The 14,751-nt window shown below is 69.5% G+C and carries 14 protein-coding genes; 10 read left to right on the top strand and 4 right to left on the bottom strand.

The features are described from left to right. Positions 1-176 precede the first annotated feature (176 nt). The 9 genes from H5411_RS03565 to H5411_RS03525 all read left to right on the top strand — a co-directional run bounded on the left by H5411_RS03565 (position 177) and on the right by H5411_RS03525 (position 7,678). A complete protein-coding gene (locus tag H5411_RS03565) occupies positions 177-1,295 on the top strand; it encodes a TIGR03364 family FAD-dependent oxidoreductase (RefSeq protein WP_183122937.1) in 1,119 nt (372 codons plus the stop codon). Then, positions 1,289-1,981 carry a phosphonatase-like hydrolase gene (locus H5411_RS03560; protein WP_183122993.1) on the top strand — a complete coding sequence of 231 codons (693 nt, stop codon included), beginning with the start codon at positions 1,289-1,291 and terminating at the stop codon, positions 1,979-1,981. The genes H5411_RS03565 and H5411_RS03560 overlap by 7 nt, the downstream gene beginning before the upstream one ends. After that, the gene (locus tag H5411_RS03555; RefSeq protein WP_183122936.1) at positions 1,978-3,012 is read left to right on the top strand and encodes a 2-aminoethylphosphonate ABC transporter substrate-binding protein; all 1,035 of its coding nucleotides are present in this window, start codon (positions 1,978-1,980) and stop codon (positions 3,010-3,012) included. The genes H5411_RS03560 and H5411_RS03555 overlap by 4 nt, the downstream gene beginning before the upstream one ends. Further along, a complete protein-coding gene (locus H5411_RS03550) occupies positions 3,009-4,076 on the top strand; it encodes an ABC transporter ATP-binding protein (protein ID WP_183122935.1) in 1,068 nt (355 codons plus the stop codon). The genes H5411_RS03555 and H5411_RS03550 overlap by 4 nt, the downstream gene beginning before the upstream one ends. Next, entirely contained in the window at positions 4,073-4,936 is an 864-nt protein-coding gene (locus H5411_RS03545) for a 2-aminoethylphosphonate ABC transporter permease subunit (protein WP_183122934.1), read from the top strand. Before H5411_RS03550 ends, H5411_RS03545 begins: the two co-directional genes overlap by 4 nt. Beyond that, positions 4,914-5,711, top strand: coding sequence for an ABC transporter permease (locus H5411_RS03540; RefSeq protein WP_183122933.1), 798 nt, complete (start codon positions 4,914-4,916; stop codon positions 5,709-5,711). The genes H5411_RS03545 and H5411_RS03540 overlap by 23 nt, the downstream gene beginning before the upstream one ends. A 74-nt stretch (positions 5,712-5,785) precedes the next feature. Continuing rightward, entirely contained in the window at positions 5,786-6,277 is a 492-nt protein-coding gene (locus H5411_RS03535) for a hypothetical protein (RefSeq protein ID WP_183122932.1), read from the top strand. 44 nt (positions 6,278-6,321) lie between these two features. Continuing rightward, complete coding sequence (locus H5411_RS03530; RefSeq protein ID WP_220816453.1) at positions 6,322-6,828, top strand: hypothetical protein; 507 nt, start codon at positions 6,322-6,324, stop codon at positions 6,826-6,828. A gap of 412 nt (positions 6,829-7,240) precedes the next feature. Next, complete coding sequence (locus tag H5411_RS03525; RefSeq protein WP_101434710.1) at positions 7,241-7,678, top strand: SRPBCC family protein; 438 nt, start codon at positions 7,241-7,243, stop codon at positions 7,676-7,678. A gap of 21 nt (positions 7,679-7,699) precedes the next feature. On the opposite strand, the gene H5411_RS03520 is transcribed toward H5411_RS03525, so the two are convergent. From H5411_RS03520 to H5411_RS03505, 4 genes are all read right to left on the bottom strand, one after another. Beyond that, positions 7,700-9,361 carry a fumarate hydratase gene (locus H5411_RS03520; protein WP_183122930.1) on the bottom strand — a complete coding sequence of 554 codons (1,662 nt, stop codon included), beginning with the start codon at positions 9,359-9,361 and terminating at the stop codon, positions 7,700-7,702. 834 nt (positions 9,362-10,195) lie between these two features. Further along, the gene (locus tag H5411_RS03515) at positions 10,196-11,227 is read right to left on the bottom strand and encodes a sigma-70 family RNA polymerase sigma factor (protein ID WP_101434708.1); all 1,032 of its coding nucleotides are present in this window, start codon (positions 11,225-11,227) and stop codon (positions 10,196-10,198) included. Between the two features lie 277 nt (positions 11,228-11,504). Further along, complete coding sequence (dtd, locus tag H5411_RS03510; protein ID WP_183122929.1) at positions 11,505-11,930, bottom strand: D-aminoacyl-tRNA deacylase; 426 nt, start codon at positions 11,928-11,930, stop codon at positions 11,505-11,507. Beyond that, on the bottom strand, positions 11,927-13,432 hold the full coding sequence (locus H5411_RS03505; RefSeq protein ID WP_376772087.1) for a DUF7782 domain-containing protein: 1,506 nt from the start codon (positions 13,430-13,432) through the stop codon (positions 11,927-11,929). Before H5411_RS03505 ends, dtd begins: the two co-directional genes overlap by 4 nt. A gap of 19 nt (positions 13,433-13,451) precedes the next feature. On the opposite strand from H5411_RS03505, the gene H5411_RS03500 reads away from it, so the two are divergent. Continuing rightward, entirely contained in the window at positions 13,452-14,744 is a 1,293-nt protein-coding gene (locus tag H5411_RS03500) for an amidohydrolase (protein WP_101440664.1), read from the top strand. Positions 14,745-14,751: the final 7 nt, after the last annotated feature.

Below are 14,751 nucleotides of genomic sequence, written 5' to 3'. Positions count from 1 at the left end.
CGGTGGTTGACCAGCACATCCCCGCCCCTGTCGTACTCCTGCCGCGTTTCCCGTGCCTGCCCGAGCCTCGAACATAACAGAACGGTAACTCATCCGGTCCAATATTCGAGGCTGCTTTACCTGGCGTTCCCCGTGCCGACAGCCTCCGTTGAGCGCGGGCGGCGACTGTTGCGGCCGTGCGAATCCTCATCGTTGGCGGCGGCGTGCTCGGCACCCAGCACGCCTGGCAGGCCGTGGAACGCGGCCACGAAGTCCTCCAGCTCGAACGCGAGCCGGAGGCGCGCGGAGCGTCCGTCCGCAACTTCGGACTGGTCTGGGTCGGCGGTCGCGCCGCCGGTCCGGAGCTGGAGACGGCGGTGCGCGCCCGGGAGCTGTGGGAGCGGATCGGAGAACGCGTGCCCGCGCTGGGCTTCCGGTCCAACGGCTCGCTGACGGTTGTCCGCACCGAGGCCGAACTGGCCGTCGCGCAGGAGGTCGTCGCCGGGCCGGGGGCGGCTGAGCGCGGCTTCAAGCTCCTTGACGCGAAGGAGACCCGAGCGCTGAACCCCGCTCTGCGGGGCAACTTCACCGGAGCGTTGTGGTGCGAGCGCGATGCAGCGGTCGAGCCGCGGACCGCGCAGCCCGCGCTCCGCGAAGCCCTCGAAGCGAGCGGGCGGTACCGCTGGTTGCCGGGCCGTGAGGTGCGGAACCTGACCGACCACGGCGTCGTGGACGACCACGGCGAGCGGCACGAAGGCGACGTCGTGGTCTTCTGCACCGGCGCGTGGCTCGGCGGGCTGGTCCGCGAGATCGCGGGCGAGATCCCGGTGCGGCGGGTCCGGTTGCAGATGGCGCAGACCGAACCGCTCGGTGAACCGTTGCCCACCAGCGTCGCGGACGGCGACAGCTTCCGGTACTACCCGGCTTACCGCGGCGCGGCCCTCGACGCGATGAACGAAGGCCAGCCGCAGGGCGAAATCGCCGCGCGGAACGCGATGCAACTGCTGATGGTGCAGCGTCGCGACGGCTCGCTCACCATCGGCGACACGCACGAGTACGCGCAGCCGTTCCCCTTCGACGTCACCGAAGATCCGTACGAACACCTCGCCGAAGTGGCGGGCGCGTTGCTCGGCCGGCCGCTGCCGAAGATCCGCCGTCGCTGGGCCGGCGTGTACGCGCAGGCAACCGACCAGACCGCGGTGGTGCACCGGGAACGGTTGTCCGGCAACGCTTTCCTCGTCACCGGCCCTGGCGGCCGGGGAATGACCTGCTCGCCCGCAATCGCCGAAGACACCGCAAAGGAGCTGGGCTGGTGACCACCGAACTCGTCGTGCTCGACATGGCCGGCACGACCGTCGCGGACGACGGACTGGTCGAACGCGCTTTCACCGCGGCGATCGCCGCCGCCGGAGTGTCCGAAGAGGACGAACGATACGCCGGAATGCTCGACTACGTCCGGGAAACCATGGGCCAGTCGAAGATCACCGTGTTCCGCGCGCTGCTCGGCGACGAGGACCTCGCCCAGCGCGCGAACACCGAATTCGAGGGCTCGTACGGACGGCTGGTCGCGGCCGGGGAGTGCAAGCCGATCCCTGGCGCGGAGGAGACCATCCGAAGCCTGCGCGACCAGGGCGTCCGGGTTGCTCTCACCACCGGATTCGCGCCCGCGACACAGCGTGCGCTGCTGGAGGCGCTCGGCTGGCAGGACCTCGCCGACTTCGCGCTCGCTCCCGGCGACGGCGTGCGCGGCCGTCCGTATCCCGACCTGATCCTCGCCGTCGCGCTGAAACTGCAGGTCACCGACGTCCGCAACATCGCGGTGGTCGGCGACACCCCCACTGATGTCCGCACCGGCCTCGCCGCCGGCGCCGGAATCGCCGCCGGAGTGCTCACCGGCGCCAGCAACCGAGGCGACCTGGAAGCCGCAGGCGCCACCCACGTTCTCGACTCCGTCTCCGCTCTCCCCGCCGTGCTCGATCGTGAAGGAGCCCCCCAGTCATGAACCTTCGGAAAGCGACCGTCGTTGCTCTCGTCGCGGCCCTGGCCGCCCTGTTGTCCGCGTGCGGCGGCACGGCGGGCGGCGCGTCCGGCGACCAGACCGTCACCGTCTACACCGCGGACGGGCTCGAGGACTGGTACAACGCCCGGTTCGCCGAGTTCAAACAGCAGACCGGGATCACCGTCCAGGCCGTCACCGCCGGTTCCGCCGAAGTCGTTTCGCGCGTGGGCAAGGAGAAGGCCAACACCCAGGCCGACGTCCTCGTGACGCTTCCTCCGTTCGTCCAGCAGGCGGCGAAGGAAGGCCTGCTCGCCACGTCCGCGCCGAAGGGCGTCGATCAGGTTCCGGCCGCGCAGAAGGACCCGCAGGGCCGCTACTACGCGATGATGAACAACTACCTCAGCTTCATCTACAACCCGCAGCAGGCGAACCCGGCTCCGAAGACCTGGAACGACCTGCTCGACCCGAAGTACAAGGGCAAGCTCCAGTACTCGACGCCGGGCGAGGCGGGCGACGGCACCGCGGTGCTGCTGCAGGCCCAGCACGTCTTCGGCGACCAGGGCGCGCTCGACTACCTCGGCCGGTTGCAGGCCAACAACGTCGGTCCGTCGTCGTCCACCGGCAAGCTGCAGCCGAAGGTCGCGAAGGGCGAGGTGCTCGTCGCCAACGGGGACCTGCAGATGAACCTCGCGGAGATCGACAAGAGCGGCGGGTTCTCGGTGTTCTTCCCGGCCGATGCCCAGGGCAAGCGGTCCACCTTCGCGCTTCCGTACTTCGCCGGTCTGGTCAACAACGCGCCGCACGCGGACAACGCCCGCAAGCTGCTCGACTTCCTGTTCTCGCCGGAAACCCAGGCCAAGGCCAGCGACGCGTACGGCATCCCGGCCCGCTCCGACGTCAAGCCGCAGGGACCGAAGGCGGAGAAGATCACCGCCGCGATGTCCGGAGTGGACGTGTGGAACCCGGACTGGAACGCCGTCCTCGGCCGCCTCGACGCCGACCTCGCCGCGTACCGGAAGGCCACCGGACAGTGACTCCGGCAGTCGAGTTCCGCGGCGTGTCCGTCCACTTCGGAGCGACGCAAGCGCTTGCCCCGCTGGACCTTTCGGTAGCGCGCGGCGAAACGCTCGCCCTGCTGGGGCCCTCCGGCTCAGGCAAGTCGACCGCCCTCAAGGCGCTCGCCGGGTTCCTCCGGCCGAGCGCCGGACGGGTGCTGCTCGACGGCCAGGACGTCACCGACCTGCCGCCGCATCGCCGTGGCCTCGGCGTGGTGGTGCAGAGCTACGCGCTCTTCCCGCACCAGCGGGTCGCCGACAATGTCGCGTTTGGACTGAAGGCGCGGAAGATGCGCCGGGCGGACGTGACGCGGCGCGTCGGCGAGGTGCTCGAACTGGTCGGGATGAGCGAGTACGCGCGGCGGTATCCCCGGGAGCTGTCCGGCGGGCAGCAGCAGCGGGTCGCGTTGGCGAGAGCGCTCGCGATCCGGCCCAATGTGCTGTTGCTCGACGAACCACTGTCCGCATTGGACGCCGCGCTGCGCGAGGACATGGTCGCGGAACTGCTGCGGCTGCGGGCCGAACTGCCGGACACGACGCTGATCTACGTCACCCACGACCAGGGCGAAGCGCTCGCGCTCGCCGACCGGATCGCCGTGCTGCGCGACTCCCGGCTGGTCGAACTCGGTCCGTGCGAACAGCTTTACCGCCGCCCGGCCACCGAGTTCACCGCGAGTTTCCTCGGTGCGGCGAACCTGATCCCGGTGGAACTGGTGCGCGCGGACGGAACGGTCGCGACGGTCCGGCTGGCCGGGCGCGAACTGTCCGCCGAACCGTCCGGCACTCTCCAGCCGGAGCGGCCGGTGGCGCTCGGCGTGCGGCCGCACCGGATTTCGGTCGGCGAACCCGGACCGGGCACCTTCCCGGCGCTGGTGCGCGGGGTGCAGTGGCGCGGCTCCGGATACCGGCTCGACCTGCGGCTCACCGACGAGGTCTGCGACATCCGCGCCGAGGTGCCGGACAGCCCGGTGCTCCCCGCGGTCGGCGACCGGGTCGGGGTGTCCATTCCGGACGGATGCCCGCTGGTGGGGGTGAGCGGATGACCGGCCTCGCCCTCGACGCCGCCTCGGTCGCCCCCATTCGCCGTGGTACCCGGCCCCGCCGGTACCGGATCGGCTGGCTGCTCCCGCCCGCGATCGTGGTCGCCGGCTTCTTCGGCTACCCGCTGGTGCTGGTGATCCTGCAGTCGTTCACCGCGCAGGACGGCAGTTTCGGGCTTTCGGTGTGGGCACAAGTGCTGTCGTCGCCGGAATTCGGCCGCGCGGTGTGGCAGACGGTGTTGCTGGCCTTGGGGTCCACCGTCGGCTGCGTGCTGCTCGGCGGATTTCTCGCGCTGGTTGTCGCGTTCGTCCCGTTCCCCGGGGCGACGGTGCTGGCCCGGCTGGTGGACACGGTGCTGGCGTTCCCGTCGTTCCTGATCGCACTGGCCTTCACGTTCCTTTACGGCGGTGCGGGAGTCTTTGGCACCGCGGGGTTTCTGTACTCGCCGTGGGGCGTGCTGCTCGCTGAGATCACCTTCTACACGCCGTTCGTGATGCGGCCCGCGCTCGCCGCGTTCAGCCAAGTTCCGTCGGGGCAACTGGACGTGGCGGCGAGTCTCGGCGCGCGGCCAGGTCGCGTGTTGTGGCGGGTCGTGCTGCCGGAAGCGTTGCCGTCGCTGGCGTCCGGGGCGTGCCTGGTGCTGCTGTTGACGATGAACGAGTTCGGCATTGTGCTGTTCCTCGGTGCCAAGGGTGTCTCGACGTTGCCGATGCTGGTGTACGGCAAGGGGATCGTCACGTTCGACTTCCCGTCCGCGTCGGTGGTCGCGGTGGTCAATGTGGTGCTGTCGCTGGCCCTCTACGCGGTTTACCGGCGAGTGGTCGGGGGAGGAGGCCGTCGTGCTGCTGTGGACGCGGCGTAGCCGATTGCTGGTGTGGCTGGTGTTCGGCGTGGTGTTCCTTGCCGTGGTGGCCGCGCCGCTGGTGATGATCGTGCTGGCGTCGTTCGCCGGAAGCTGGACCGGCATGCTGCCGAGCGGGCTCACCGGGGCGCATTACGCCGAGGCGCTGTCCGGCGAGACGTTCGCGAGCCTGTCGGTGAGCGTGCAGACCGGTGTGATCACTTCGCTGGTCTCGGTGCTGATCGGGACCTGGGCCGCGCTGGCCGTCGACCACGCGCCGCCGCGGCTGCGCCGGATCGCGGATTCGCTGTTCCACCTGCCGATCGCGGTGCCGTCGGTGGTGCTCGGCCTCGCGTTGCTGATCGCGTTCAGCCGTCCGCCGCTGGCGTTCAACGGCACGCGCTGGATCGTGCTGGCCGGACACCTGATGATCCTGCTGCCCTTCGCGTACAGCACGGTTTCCGCCGCGCTGCAACGCGTTGATCCGCTGCTCGCGCAGGCCGCGGCGAGCCTCGGCGCGCGTCCGGTGCGAGTGCTGCTGCGGGTCCGGTTGCCGGTGCTGCTGCCCGCGATGTCGGCTTCGGCCGGTTTGGCGCTGGCGATGTCGATGGGCGAATTGGGCGCGACGATGATGCTGTACCCGCCGGACTGGCGGACGCTCCCGGCGACCATTTTCACCCTGACTGACCGGGGACAGGTGTTTCTCGCGTCGGCGAGCACGGTGCTGTTGCTGGTGGTGACGCTGGCCGGAGTGGTGCTGCTGGGGCTGGTGCGAGGGAAGGCTTCGGCTCGGTGAAGCAGTTTTGCGCTCGGGTGCAACCTCCGGGGCCGTAATTCCGTCCGCGTTGCATGCGGACTACAGGGAAAATCGTGGGAGCGAGCGCGCTGCTGCTGACGGTCGCGGCGTGCGGGGGCAACGGAACCGTGGCCGCGCCGAGTTCCTCGGCGTCCCCGCCGTCCAGTTCGGTGTCGGTTTCCTCCCCGCCGCCGTCTTCGTCGTCGGTCGCGCCGCCGCCGACGTCAGCGCCGCCGAATAGCCGTCCTACCCAGGGCGTACCGCCTGGGGATACCTCGCTTGCTCCGGGGCAGATCAACGCTTCGGCACTGCCGGCTGGCTACCCGCACGACGTCACGCTCGCCGAGGGCGGCACGGTCGTCGTGATCCAGGCCGAGGAGGGCGGATGCGACAAGATCAGTGCGAAGGCAGGGGAGCAGACGGCGACTCAGGTCGTCGTGGTGGTGACGATCACCAAGCCGCCGCACGGGCAGATGTGCCCGATGCACGTGCGGGAGATTTCGTTGCCGGTCCGGCTCGCCGCGCCGCTGGGCGGACGCGAATTGGTGCTGAAGCCCGGTCCGTGAAGATCGGGTGCAACCCGCCGCGGCGCTCGTGCCGTCCAAGGATCATGAGGTACTCGAGGAAGCTGATCGGAACGACACGACTGGCAGGCGCGGCACTGGTGCTCACGATGGCGGCCGCGTGCGGCGGCCCGACGAACATGGCGAACGCACCAGCGTCCGGGTCCGAGACCGCTCCGCAGGGCGGCAGCGCAAGCAGCTCGCCCTCGGTGCCGCCGCCGGGCAAACCCCAGTTCGACCCGCCGCGGGGCGCGGTCCGGGTTCCGGACAACCGGGTGGATGGGACCGCGCTGCCCAAGACGTTCCCGAAGGAGGTCTATTCGGACAACGGGGGGACGGTGCTGGTGGTGCGCGCAGAGGAAGGCGGCTGCGGGCACGCGCTCGGGGAAGCTGTTGCGCAGACTGCGCAGAAGGTGGTCGTGGATTTGAGCGAGACCAAGGCGCAGACCGGGCAGATGTGCACGATGGATCTGCGGCATCCGGTGATTTCGGTGGCGTTGGGGGCGCCGTTGGGGGAGAGGACTGTGGTGTTGAAGCAGTCTCCGCCTCGGTGATGCCGGGTTGGTGAGGCCGGGTGGGTGATGGGCCGGACGGTGCTGTCGGGGGATCGTTCGTCTCGTCGCCTGGCGGCGACATTGCTGTGGGGATGGCGTGGGGCACCCCGAAGCCCGAGTGTGCTGACGGTCTGGGGGTGCTTGTCAAGGCGGGAAAGATGCCTTGACAAGCACCCCCAGACCGCAGGGAGGCTTCGTATCGGGGTGCGGGGGAGGGTGTGGGTGCACCGATGGTTGGGTGCGTCGGTGGCGGTTGGGTGCGCGGCTTGGTGCGTGGTCGCGTTGGGTGCGCGGGGGTGGGGTGGCTGGTCCACAGTGGACACTGTGGCGGGTGCGCGCGTTCGAGGAGAGGGACTGTTCGCGGGGGTGCGTCGATGGCCTCGGTGGCGGTAGGGCCCTAGGCTCTGCGGCTATGGGAACTCGCCAGGTTTCGCGCAGTGCCGTTGTCGCTGCTGCGCCGGAGCAGATTTTCGCGTTGCTTGCTGATCCGGCTCAGCATCCGCTCATTGACGGGTCGGGGACGGTGCGGGCCAGTCGGGGGTCGGCGCCTGCGCGGTTGTCGTTGGGGGCGCGGTTCGGCATGGAGATGCGGATGGGTGCGCCGTACCGGATTCAGAACACCGTGGTCGAGTTCGAGGAGAATCGGCTGATCGCCTGGCGGCACTTCTCCGGGCATCGGTGGCGCTGGCTGCTTGAGCCGGCGGGGGACGGGCGCACTGAAGTCACCGAGACGTTCGATTGGTCTACCGCGCGGTCGCCGCTCGCGATTCGGTTGTTGGGGTTTCCCCGGCGCAACGCCGAGGCCATCGAGAAGACCCTCGCCCGGTTGGGCGGGATGTTTCCCGGCTGACCTCGGCGCGCGCGAGGGGAATCAGCGGAAGCTGATCTGCAGCACCGGTTCGCTGGTCTCGGAGAAGAAGTCGTTGCCCTTGTCGTCGATGACGATGAACGCGGGGAACTCTTCGACCTCGATTTTCCAGACTGCTTCCATGCCGAGTTCGGCGTACTCGAGGACGTCGACCTTCTTGATGCAGTCCTTCGCCAGCCGCGCGGCCGGGCCGCCGATCGAGCCCAGGTAGAAGCCGCCGTGTTCCTTGCACGCGGCGGTGACCTGCTTCGAGCGGTTGCCCTTCGCCAGCATCACGAGCGAGCCGCCCGCTGCCTGGAACTGGGCGACGTACGAGTCCATCCGGCCGGCCGTCGTCGGGCCGAACGAGCCGGACGCGTAGCCGTCCGGGGTCTTCGCCGGGCCCGCGTAGTAGACCGGGTGGTCGCGGAGGTACTGGGGCATCTCCTCGCCGGCGTCCAGGCGCTCGGCGATCTTGGCGTGCGCGATGTCGCGTGCCACGACCAACGGGCCGGTCAGCGACAGGCGCGTCTTCACCGGCAGTTGCGACAGCTGCGCGCGGATCTGGTCCATCGGCTGGTTGAGATCGACCGACACGACCTCGTCGGACAGGTCGTCCTCGGTGACGTCCGGGAGGAAGCGGGCCGGGTCGCGTTCGAGTTGCTCGATGAAGACGCCCTCGCTCGTGATTTTCGCCTTCGCCTGGCGGTCGGCCGAGCACGACACAGCGACGCCGACCGGGCAGCTCGCGCCGTGCCGGGGCAGGCGGATCACGCGGACGTCGTGGCAGAAGTACTTGCCGCCGAACTGCGCGCCGATGCCGAACTGGCGCGTCATCTCCAGCACCTGCTGCTCGAGGTCGTGGTCGCGGAACGCGTGGCCCAGCTCGGAACCCTCGGTCGGCAGGTTGTCCAGGTAGCGCGCGGAGGCGAGCTTCGCGACCTTGAGGTTGAACTCCGCCGACATGCCGCCGACGACGATCGCCAGGTGGTACGGCGGGCACGCGGCGGTGCCCAGGCTGCGCAGCTTCTCGTCCAGGAACCGGGCGAGCCGCTTCGGGTTCAGGACCGCCTTGGTTTCCTGGTACAGGAACGTCTTGTTGGCGCTGCCGCCGCCCTTGGCCATGAACAGGAACTCGTACGACGGGTCTGCCGCGTCGGAATCCTTGTGATACAGCTCGACCTGCGCGGGCAGGTTCGTGCCGGTGTTGCGCTCTTCCCAGAAGTTGATCGGCGCCATCTGCGAGTAGCGCAGGTTGAGCTGCTGGTAGGCGTCGAAAATGCCCTTCGACAGCGCGCGCTCGTCGTCGCCGCCGGACAGGACGCCCTCGGTGCGCTTGCCGATGACGATCGCGGTGCCGGTGTCCTGGCACATCGGCAGCACGCCGCCGGCCGAGATGGCCGCGTTGCGGAGCAGGTCCATCGCGACGAAACGGTCGTTGCCGCTGGCTTCGGGATCGTCGACGATCGCGCGCAGCTGCTGCAGGTGTGACGTACGCAACAGGTGCTGGATGTCGGTGATCGCCGTGCGCGCGAGCGTCGTCAGCGCCTCCGGGTCGACCTTCAGAAACTTCCGCCCGGCGGCTTCGACGGTCTCGACGCCGTCGGCGGTGACCAGCCGGTACTCGGTGGTGGTGTCCTTGCCGAGCGGCAGGACTTCGGTGTGCTGGAACGTGGTGGGCGGCACAGCGAGGCTCCTTTGCCCTGATCGGGATTGGCCCACGGTACTCAGCGGGTTCCGCCCGGTCGCACCGGCGCGGGGGCGCTGTGGGATAGCGCACGCCGACGGTGGTTCCCGCGGGTTTTCGCAGGGCAAGGTCGGGAGGCCGGGCCCACCCCGACGGACCCGACCTCCCGGGGAAAGCGGACCGGATGCGCACACACCCGCCCCGCGTGACTAACGGGACCCCGCCGGCGCGTTGACCGGACGCCGCACGGCGGGGATCGCGAACGCTTGCTACCCACTGCCCAGAACGGCCAAACGCGAATGAGCAACGAATTCCACGATCGGGTGCGCGGAGTGGTGACGGGATTGCGGTGGGTGCCAGTAGAACTTGGACAAATCGGATAAATAAAGACAGAAAAGGAGGATCTTGTCCACCAGAAGTGGCTCAAGTGACTCAAGTGGCTTTTGGGGGCTACTGAGGCTGGTGATGGCGATGAGGCGATGTGCCGACAATCCGAACCCCGGTCATCGCCGCGACCGGGCCGGCGAATCCGGGGCCCGGACAAGACAAAACCCCCGGTCCGGAAGCCGAACCGGGGGTTCCGCGCAACCAGCGGCGCGAACCGCTGCCCATCGAAACAATCTTCTGGCCGAAGTCTTCCGTCCCGCCTGACCGGCCCCACCCGGTCCCCGCGGAAAACCGCGACCTGCGTGCCCGCGTGCTCGCCGCGGCCGGGCTCACCGGACCCCGCGCCCGGTCAGTCCGCCGCGGAAGCCTGAATCAGCTCGCGGACCGGCTTCTCCGCCCTCGCCGGAGACCGGGTCCCGAATCCCGGTCCCGGAGAGGGAAGAAACTCAGCTGGCGTACGCCCGCAGCCGGTCGGCCCGCTCGCCCTGGCGCAGCTTCGCCATGACCTCGCGCTCGATCTGCCGCACGCGCTCCCGCGAGAGGCCGAAGTGCTTGCCGATCTGGTCGAGCGTGCGCGGCTGGCCGTCGTCGAGGCCGTAGCGGAGCCGGATGACGTGCTGTTCGCGGTCGTCCAGCGTCGCCAGGACGCGGCGGAGGTCGTCCTGCAGGAGACCGGAGATCACGGCGCTCTCGGCGTCCGTCGCCTCCGAGTCCTCGATGAAGTCGCCCAGCGGGGCGTCCTCCTCGGTGCCCACCGGCATGTCGAGGCTCACCGGGTCGCGGGACTGGTCGAGAAGGTCGGAGATCTTGTGCACCGGGATGCCCGATTCGGCGCTCAGTTCCTCGTGCGTCGCGTCGCGGCCCAGCTGCTGGTGCAGGTCGCGGCGGATCCGGGCCAGCTTGTTGACCTGTTCGACCAGGTGGACCGGCAGCCGGATCGTGCGGCCCTGGTCCGCCATGCCGCGGGTGATGGCCTGGCGGATCCACCACGTGGCGTACGTGGAGAACTTGAACCCCTTGGAGTAGTCGAACTTCTCCACCGCGCGGATCAGGCCCAGGTTCCCCTCCTGGATCAGGTCGAGCAGCGGCATGCCCCGTCCGGTGTAGCGCTTCGCGAGCGACACCACGAGCCGGAGGTTGGCCTCCAGCAGGTGGTTCTTCGCGGTGTGGCCGTCGCGCACCAGCGCGCGCAGTTCCTTGCGGCGCTGCGGCGTGAGGTCCTCGGCGGTGTCGAGCATGTGCTGGGCGAAGACCCCGGCTTCGATCCGCTTCGCCAGCTCGACCTCGTCGGCCGCGGTGAGCAGCGCGGTCTTGCCGATGCCGTTCAGGTACACGCGCACCAGGTCGGCGGCGGGGCTCTGGGCGTCGAGGTCGGCGTCGGTGAGCGCCCCCACGCTCACCCGCTCCTCGGACTGCTGTGCTGGAATCCCGCGCTCGCGAATCCCGCGCGCTTCGCGTTCGAGAGTCTGGACTGACATTCTGCCTCCCCGGTCACGGGCTGAACGTGTCTCGCCGGCGCCTGCGGAACGGGGCCTGTGGAATCCCGTGTCCGCGGGCCCAGCCGGCTTGGCTGGACATCGGTCTCAACGCTCCGGGAAGGTGAAACGTTCCCGGCTCGCTGAAATGAGGACGGGCGTACCCGCCCCGCGGTTGCTCCACCAAAACTGAGGTTTTGCTGAGAACCCGTCCGCTCCGGGAAATGCGTGCGAATCGCGCGCTGTGCCTTCGATGTTACGCGGGCTGATCCAATGTGGTCTAGACCTCAACGAGAACGGTGAACGGGCCGTCGTTCACGCTTTCCACCGCCATCTCCGCGCCGAACCGTCCGGTCGAGACGGTCGCGCCGCGGCCGCGCAGTTCCGCGACCACGGCGTCCACCAGGGGTTCGGCGATTTCCGGCCGGGCGGCGGCGGTCCACGACGGGCGGCGGCCCTTGCGGGTGTCTCCGTAGAGCGTGAACTGCGACACCACGAGCAGCGGGGCGCCGGTCGTCGCGCACGATTCTTCGTCCCGCAGCAACCGGAGTTCGTGAAGTTTGCGGGCCATCGTTTCGGCTTTTGCGGGATCGTCGTCCCGGTGCACGCCCAGCAGCACGAGCAGGCCCGCTTCTTTGATCTCTCCGGCGATCTCCCCCGCGACGGTCACGCTCGCGCGGGTTACCCGCGCCGCAACCGCCCTCACTGCGGCGAACCCGGCACGAGCATGCCGTGTCGCACAAGTTCGCGGACGATCGGCAAAGCGGCGGCGGTCAGTTCAGCCGAATCGAGGCCCTGCGCGGCGGACAACAGGTCCAGCAGATCCGACAGCGGCAGCGCGCCGCGGCAACCCGCGAGCAGCCGCGTGGTGAGTTCGTCGACCTCGTGCTGCCAACCGGGGCCGTCCGTGCGGTGCAACCGGCGCACGGTCGTCTCCCAGCCTTCATCGCCAGGAGAATCGACGCGTTCGAGCAGCACTGTGTCGGGTACCCGAAACGCTACGTCCAACACGTTGTCGCCGTGCGTACGCAGCCACTCGACGCGGTCGAGCCAGTTAGCTGCTTCAGGGCCCAGCGGGTCGTCGTAAGCCTGTCGCAGGTCTTCGCAGACAACAGTCGGCGTCTGGCCGTTCGCGCGCCGCAGCGTCACGAAGCCGAATCCGATGCCCTGTACGTCGTTTTCGGTGAACCAGTCGAGCCACGCCGCAGCCTTGGCGCGGCCTTCGGGCGAGCGCGGGTCGATGCCTTCGTCACGCAGCCAGGTGCCGACGTACAGGCCTGGGTCGGCGACGTCGCGCTGTACGAACCAGGCGTCGGTCTCAGGCGGCAGCCAACGCGAGACGCGGTCGCCCCAGTCTTCGCCGTTTCGGTGCAGCCACGACGCGAGGAGCTGACCGGTGCCGCCGTCGTTGAGGAAGCTCGGCAGCTGACGGACGACCAGCGCGCTCGCGTCGTCGCCGGCCAGGCCGGAGTCGCGGTAGGTGTAGTCGACGCGCGGCGGCCCTACCACGAACGGCGGGTTGCACACCACCTGGTCGAACCGGCGGCGCGCGACCGGCGCGAACCATTCGCCGCGCAGCAGCTCGACCTCCAGCTCGTTCAGCCGGAAGGTGCCCGCGGCCAGGGCGAGCGCGCGGGCCGACACGTCGGTCGCGGTCACCCGCTGTGCGTGTCTGGTCGCGTGCAGTGCCTGGACGCCGTTGCCGGTGCCCAGGTCGAGGAGGGTGCCGACGGGGCGGCGGCTGGTCGCGCGGATCAGGCTCAGCGACGCGTGCCCGACGCCGAGCACGTGGTCCTCGGGCACGACGTGGCCGAGCATGTCGGCGTCGAGGTCGGAGACGACCCACCACGAACCGTCGTCGTCGCCGTGCGGGCGGATGTCGAGCGCGGCGCGGAACTCGTCCCCGACCGCCCGGAGGACGCCCGCGGCCACCGCGTCGTCCGCGGTGAGCGGCGCGAACGCCGACGAGACCGCCTTCTCCGGCTCAGCGAGACCGAGCAGGAACAGCCGGATGAAGACGCCAAGGTCCCCGGCGTCGAGGCTCGCGCGGCGGGCGGGTTCGGGCTCGCCGCGGCCGAGCGCCGTGTGCGCTGCGCCGCCGAGCGCGTCGACGACGCCGTCAGCGTCGTAGCCCGTGCGTCGGAACGCTTCGCGCAGCCGCGCGCAGACGTCGTCGGAAAGGTCGGGAAGAGGCGTGTTGGTGCTCACGGTGGGTAAGCCTGCCACGATGAGCATCGTGACCACCGAGACCACCGAGCGTGTCCTGGCTCCGCTTGAAGCGGCACTGCCGGAGCTTGAAGCGCTGTACGTCGATCTGCACCGTCATCCTGAGCTGGCGTTCACTGAGACCCGTACGGCAGCGGAGCTGGCCCGACGGCTGACTGAAGACGGCTTCGAGGTGCACACCGGCATCGGTCGCACCGGCGTCGTCGGCGTGCTTCGCAACGGCGAAGGACCGACTGTGCTGCTTCGTGCGGACATCGACGCGTTGCCGGTCGAGGAGCAGACGGGGCTCTCGTACGCGAGTACTGCGCGCGGCGTCGACTCCGAGGGGCGCGACGTGCCGTTGATGCACGCTTGCGGGCACGACATGCACGCGACGTGGCTCTCCGGGGCCGCGCATCTGCTCGCCGCTTCGCGGGACGAGTGGTCCGGCACGCTGCTCGCGCTGTTCCAGCCCGGGGAAGAGGCCGGCGACGGCGCTGCCGGGATGGTCCGGGACGGTCTTTTCGAGCGGGTCGGCCGTCCCGACGTGGTCTTCGGCCAGCACATCGTGCCTGGTCCGGCTGGGTGGGTGCTGACTCGTCCCGGCGTGATCATGGCCGCGACCGACACGCTGCGGATCACCCTGCACGGCCGCGGCGGGCATGGTTCGCGGCCGGAAACCACGGTCGACCCGGCGGTGCTGGCCGCGTCTGTGGTGCTCAAGCTGCAAACGATCGTGTCGCGCGAGACCGCTGCGACTGAGCCTGCCGTGGTGACTGTCGGCTCGATGCACGTGGGGACCGCGGCGAACGTGATCGCCGACCACGCGGTGCTGGAGGTGAATACTCGTGCCTTCGACGACGCGGTGCTGGTGCGGCTGCGCAAGGCGATCGAGCGGATCGTGAACGGTGAAGCTGCTGCTGCGGGAGCGCCTCAGCCGCCGACTGTGGAGGTCGTCGCGTCGTACCCGGTCACTGCGAACGACGCCGCCGCGTCAGATGAGTTGACCGAGGTGTTCCGCGGACACTTCGGTGCTGAGGCGACGATGCCGGCGCCGTTGGTGACGGGCAGCGAGGACTTCAGCGAGTTCGGCCGCGCGGCAGGCGTACCGTCGGTGTTCTGGCTGGTCGGTGGCTTCGACGCGCAACAGGTGATCACCGCGATGACCGAGGGACGGTTCGAGACCGACGTGCCGTCGAACCACTCGTCCAAGTTCGCGCCGGTGCTGCATCCGACACTGCGGACCGGGGTCGAGACACTGGTCGTCGCCGCTTTGTCCCGGTTCGCTCGCCCGGGTGTCGCGGAAGGGCGGTGAGTGAGAC

This window comes from Amycolatopsis echigonensis (genome assembly GCF_014174495.1).
In the GTDB taxonomy this organism is placed as follows: Bacteria; Actinomycetota; Actinomycetes; order Mycobacteriales; family Pseudonocardiaceae; genus Amycolatopsis; species Amycolatopsis echigonensis.
Note: the sequence above shows the minus strand (reverse complement) of the source record. Positions and strands in the feature narration are given on the sequence as shown.

Excerpts from the sequence above, each read along its gene's own strand:
- H5411_RS03515 (WP_101434708.1), bottom strand. The coding sequence starts at position 11,227 with ATGTCAGTCCAGACTCTCGAACGCGAAGCGCGCGGGATTCGCGAGCGC.
- H5411_RS03525 (WP_101434710.1), top strand. The coding sequence starts at position 7,241 with ATGGGAACTCGCCAGGTTTCGCGCAGTGCCGTTGTCGCTGCTGCGCCG.
- H5411_RS03545 (WP_183122934.1), top strand. The coding sequence starts at position 4,073 with ATGACCGGCCTCGCCCTCGACGCCGCCTCGGTCGCCCCCATTCGCCGT.
- H5411_RS03530 (WP_220816453.1), top strand. The coding sequence starts at position 6,322 with ATGAGGTACTCGAGGAAGCTGATCGGAACGACACGACTGGCAGGCGCG.
- H5411_RS03500 (WP_101440664.1), top strand. The coding sequence starts at position 13,452 with ATGAGCATCGTGACCACCGAGACCACCGAGCGTGTCCTGGCTCCGCTT.
- H5411_RS03555 (WP_183122936.1), top strand. The coding sequence starts at position 1,978 with ATGAACCTTCGGAAAGCGACCGTCGTTGCTCTCGTCGCGGCCCTGGCC.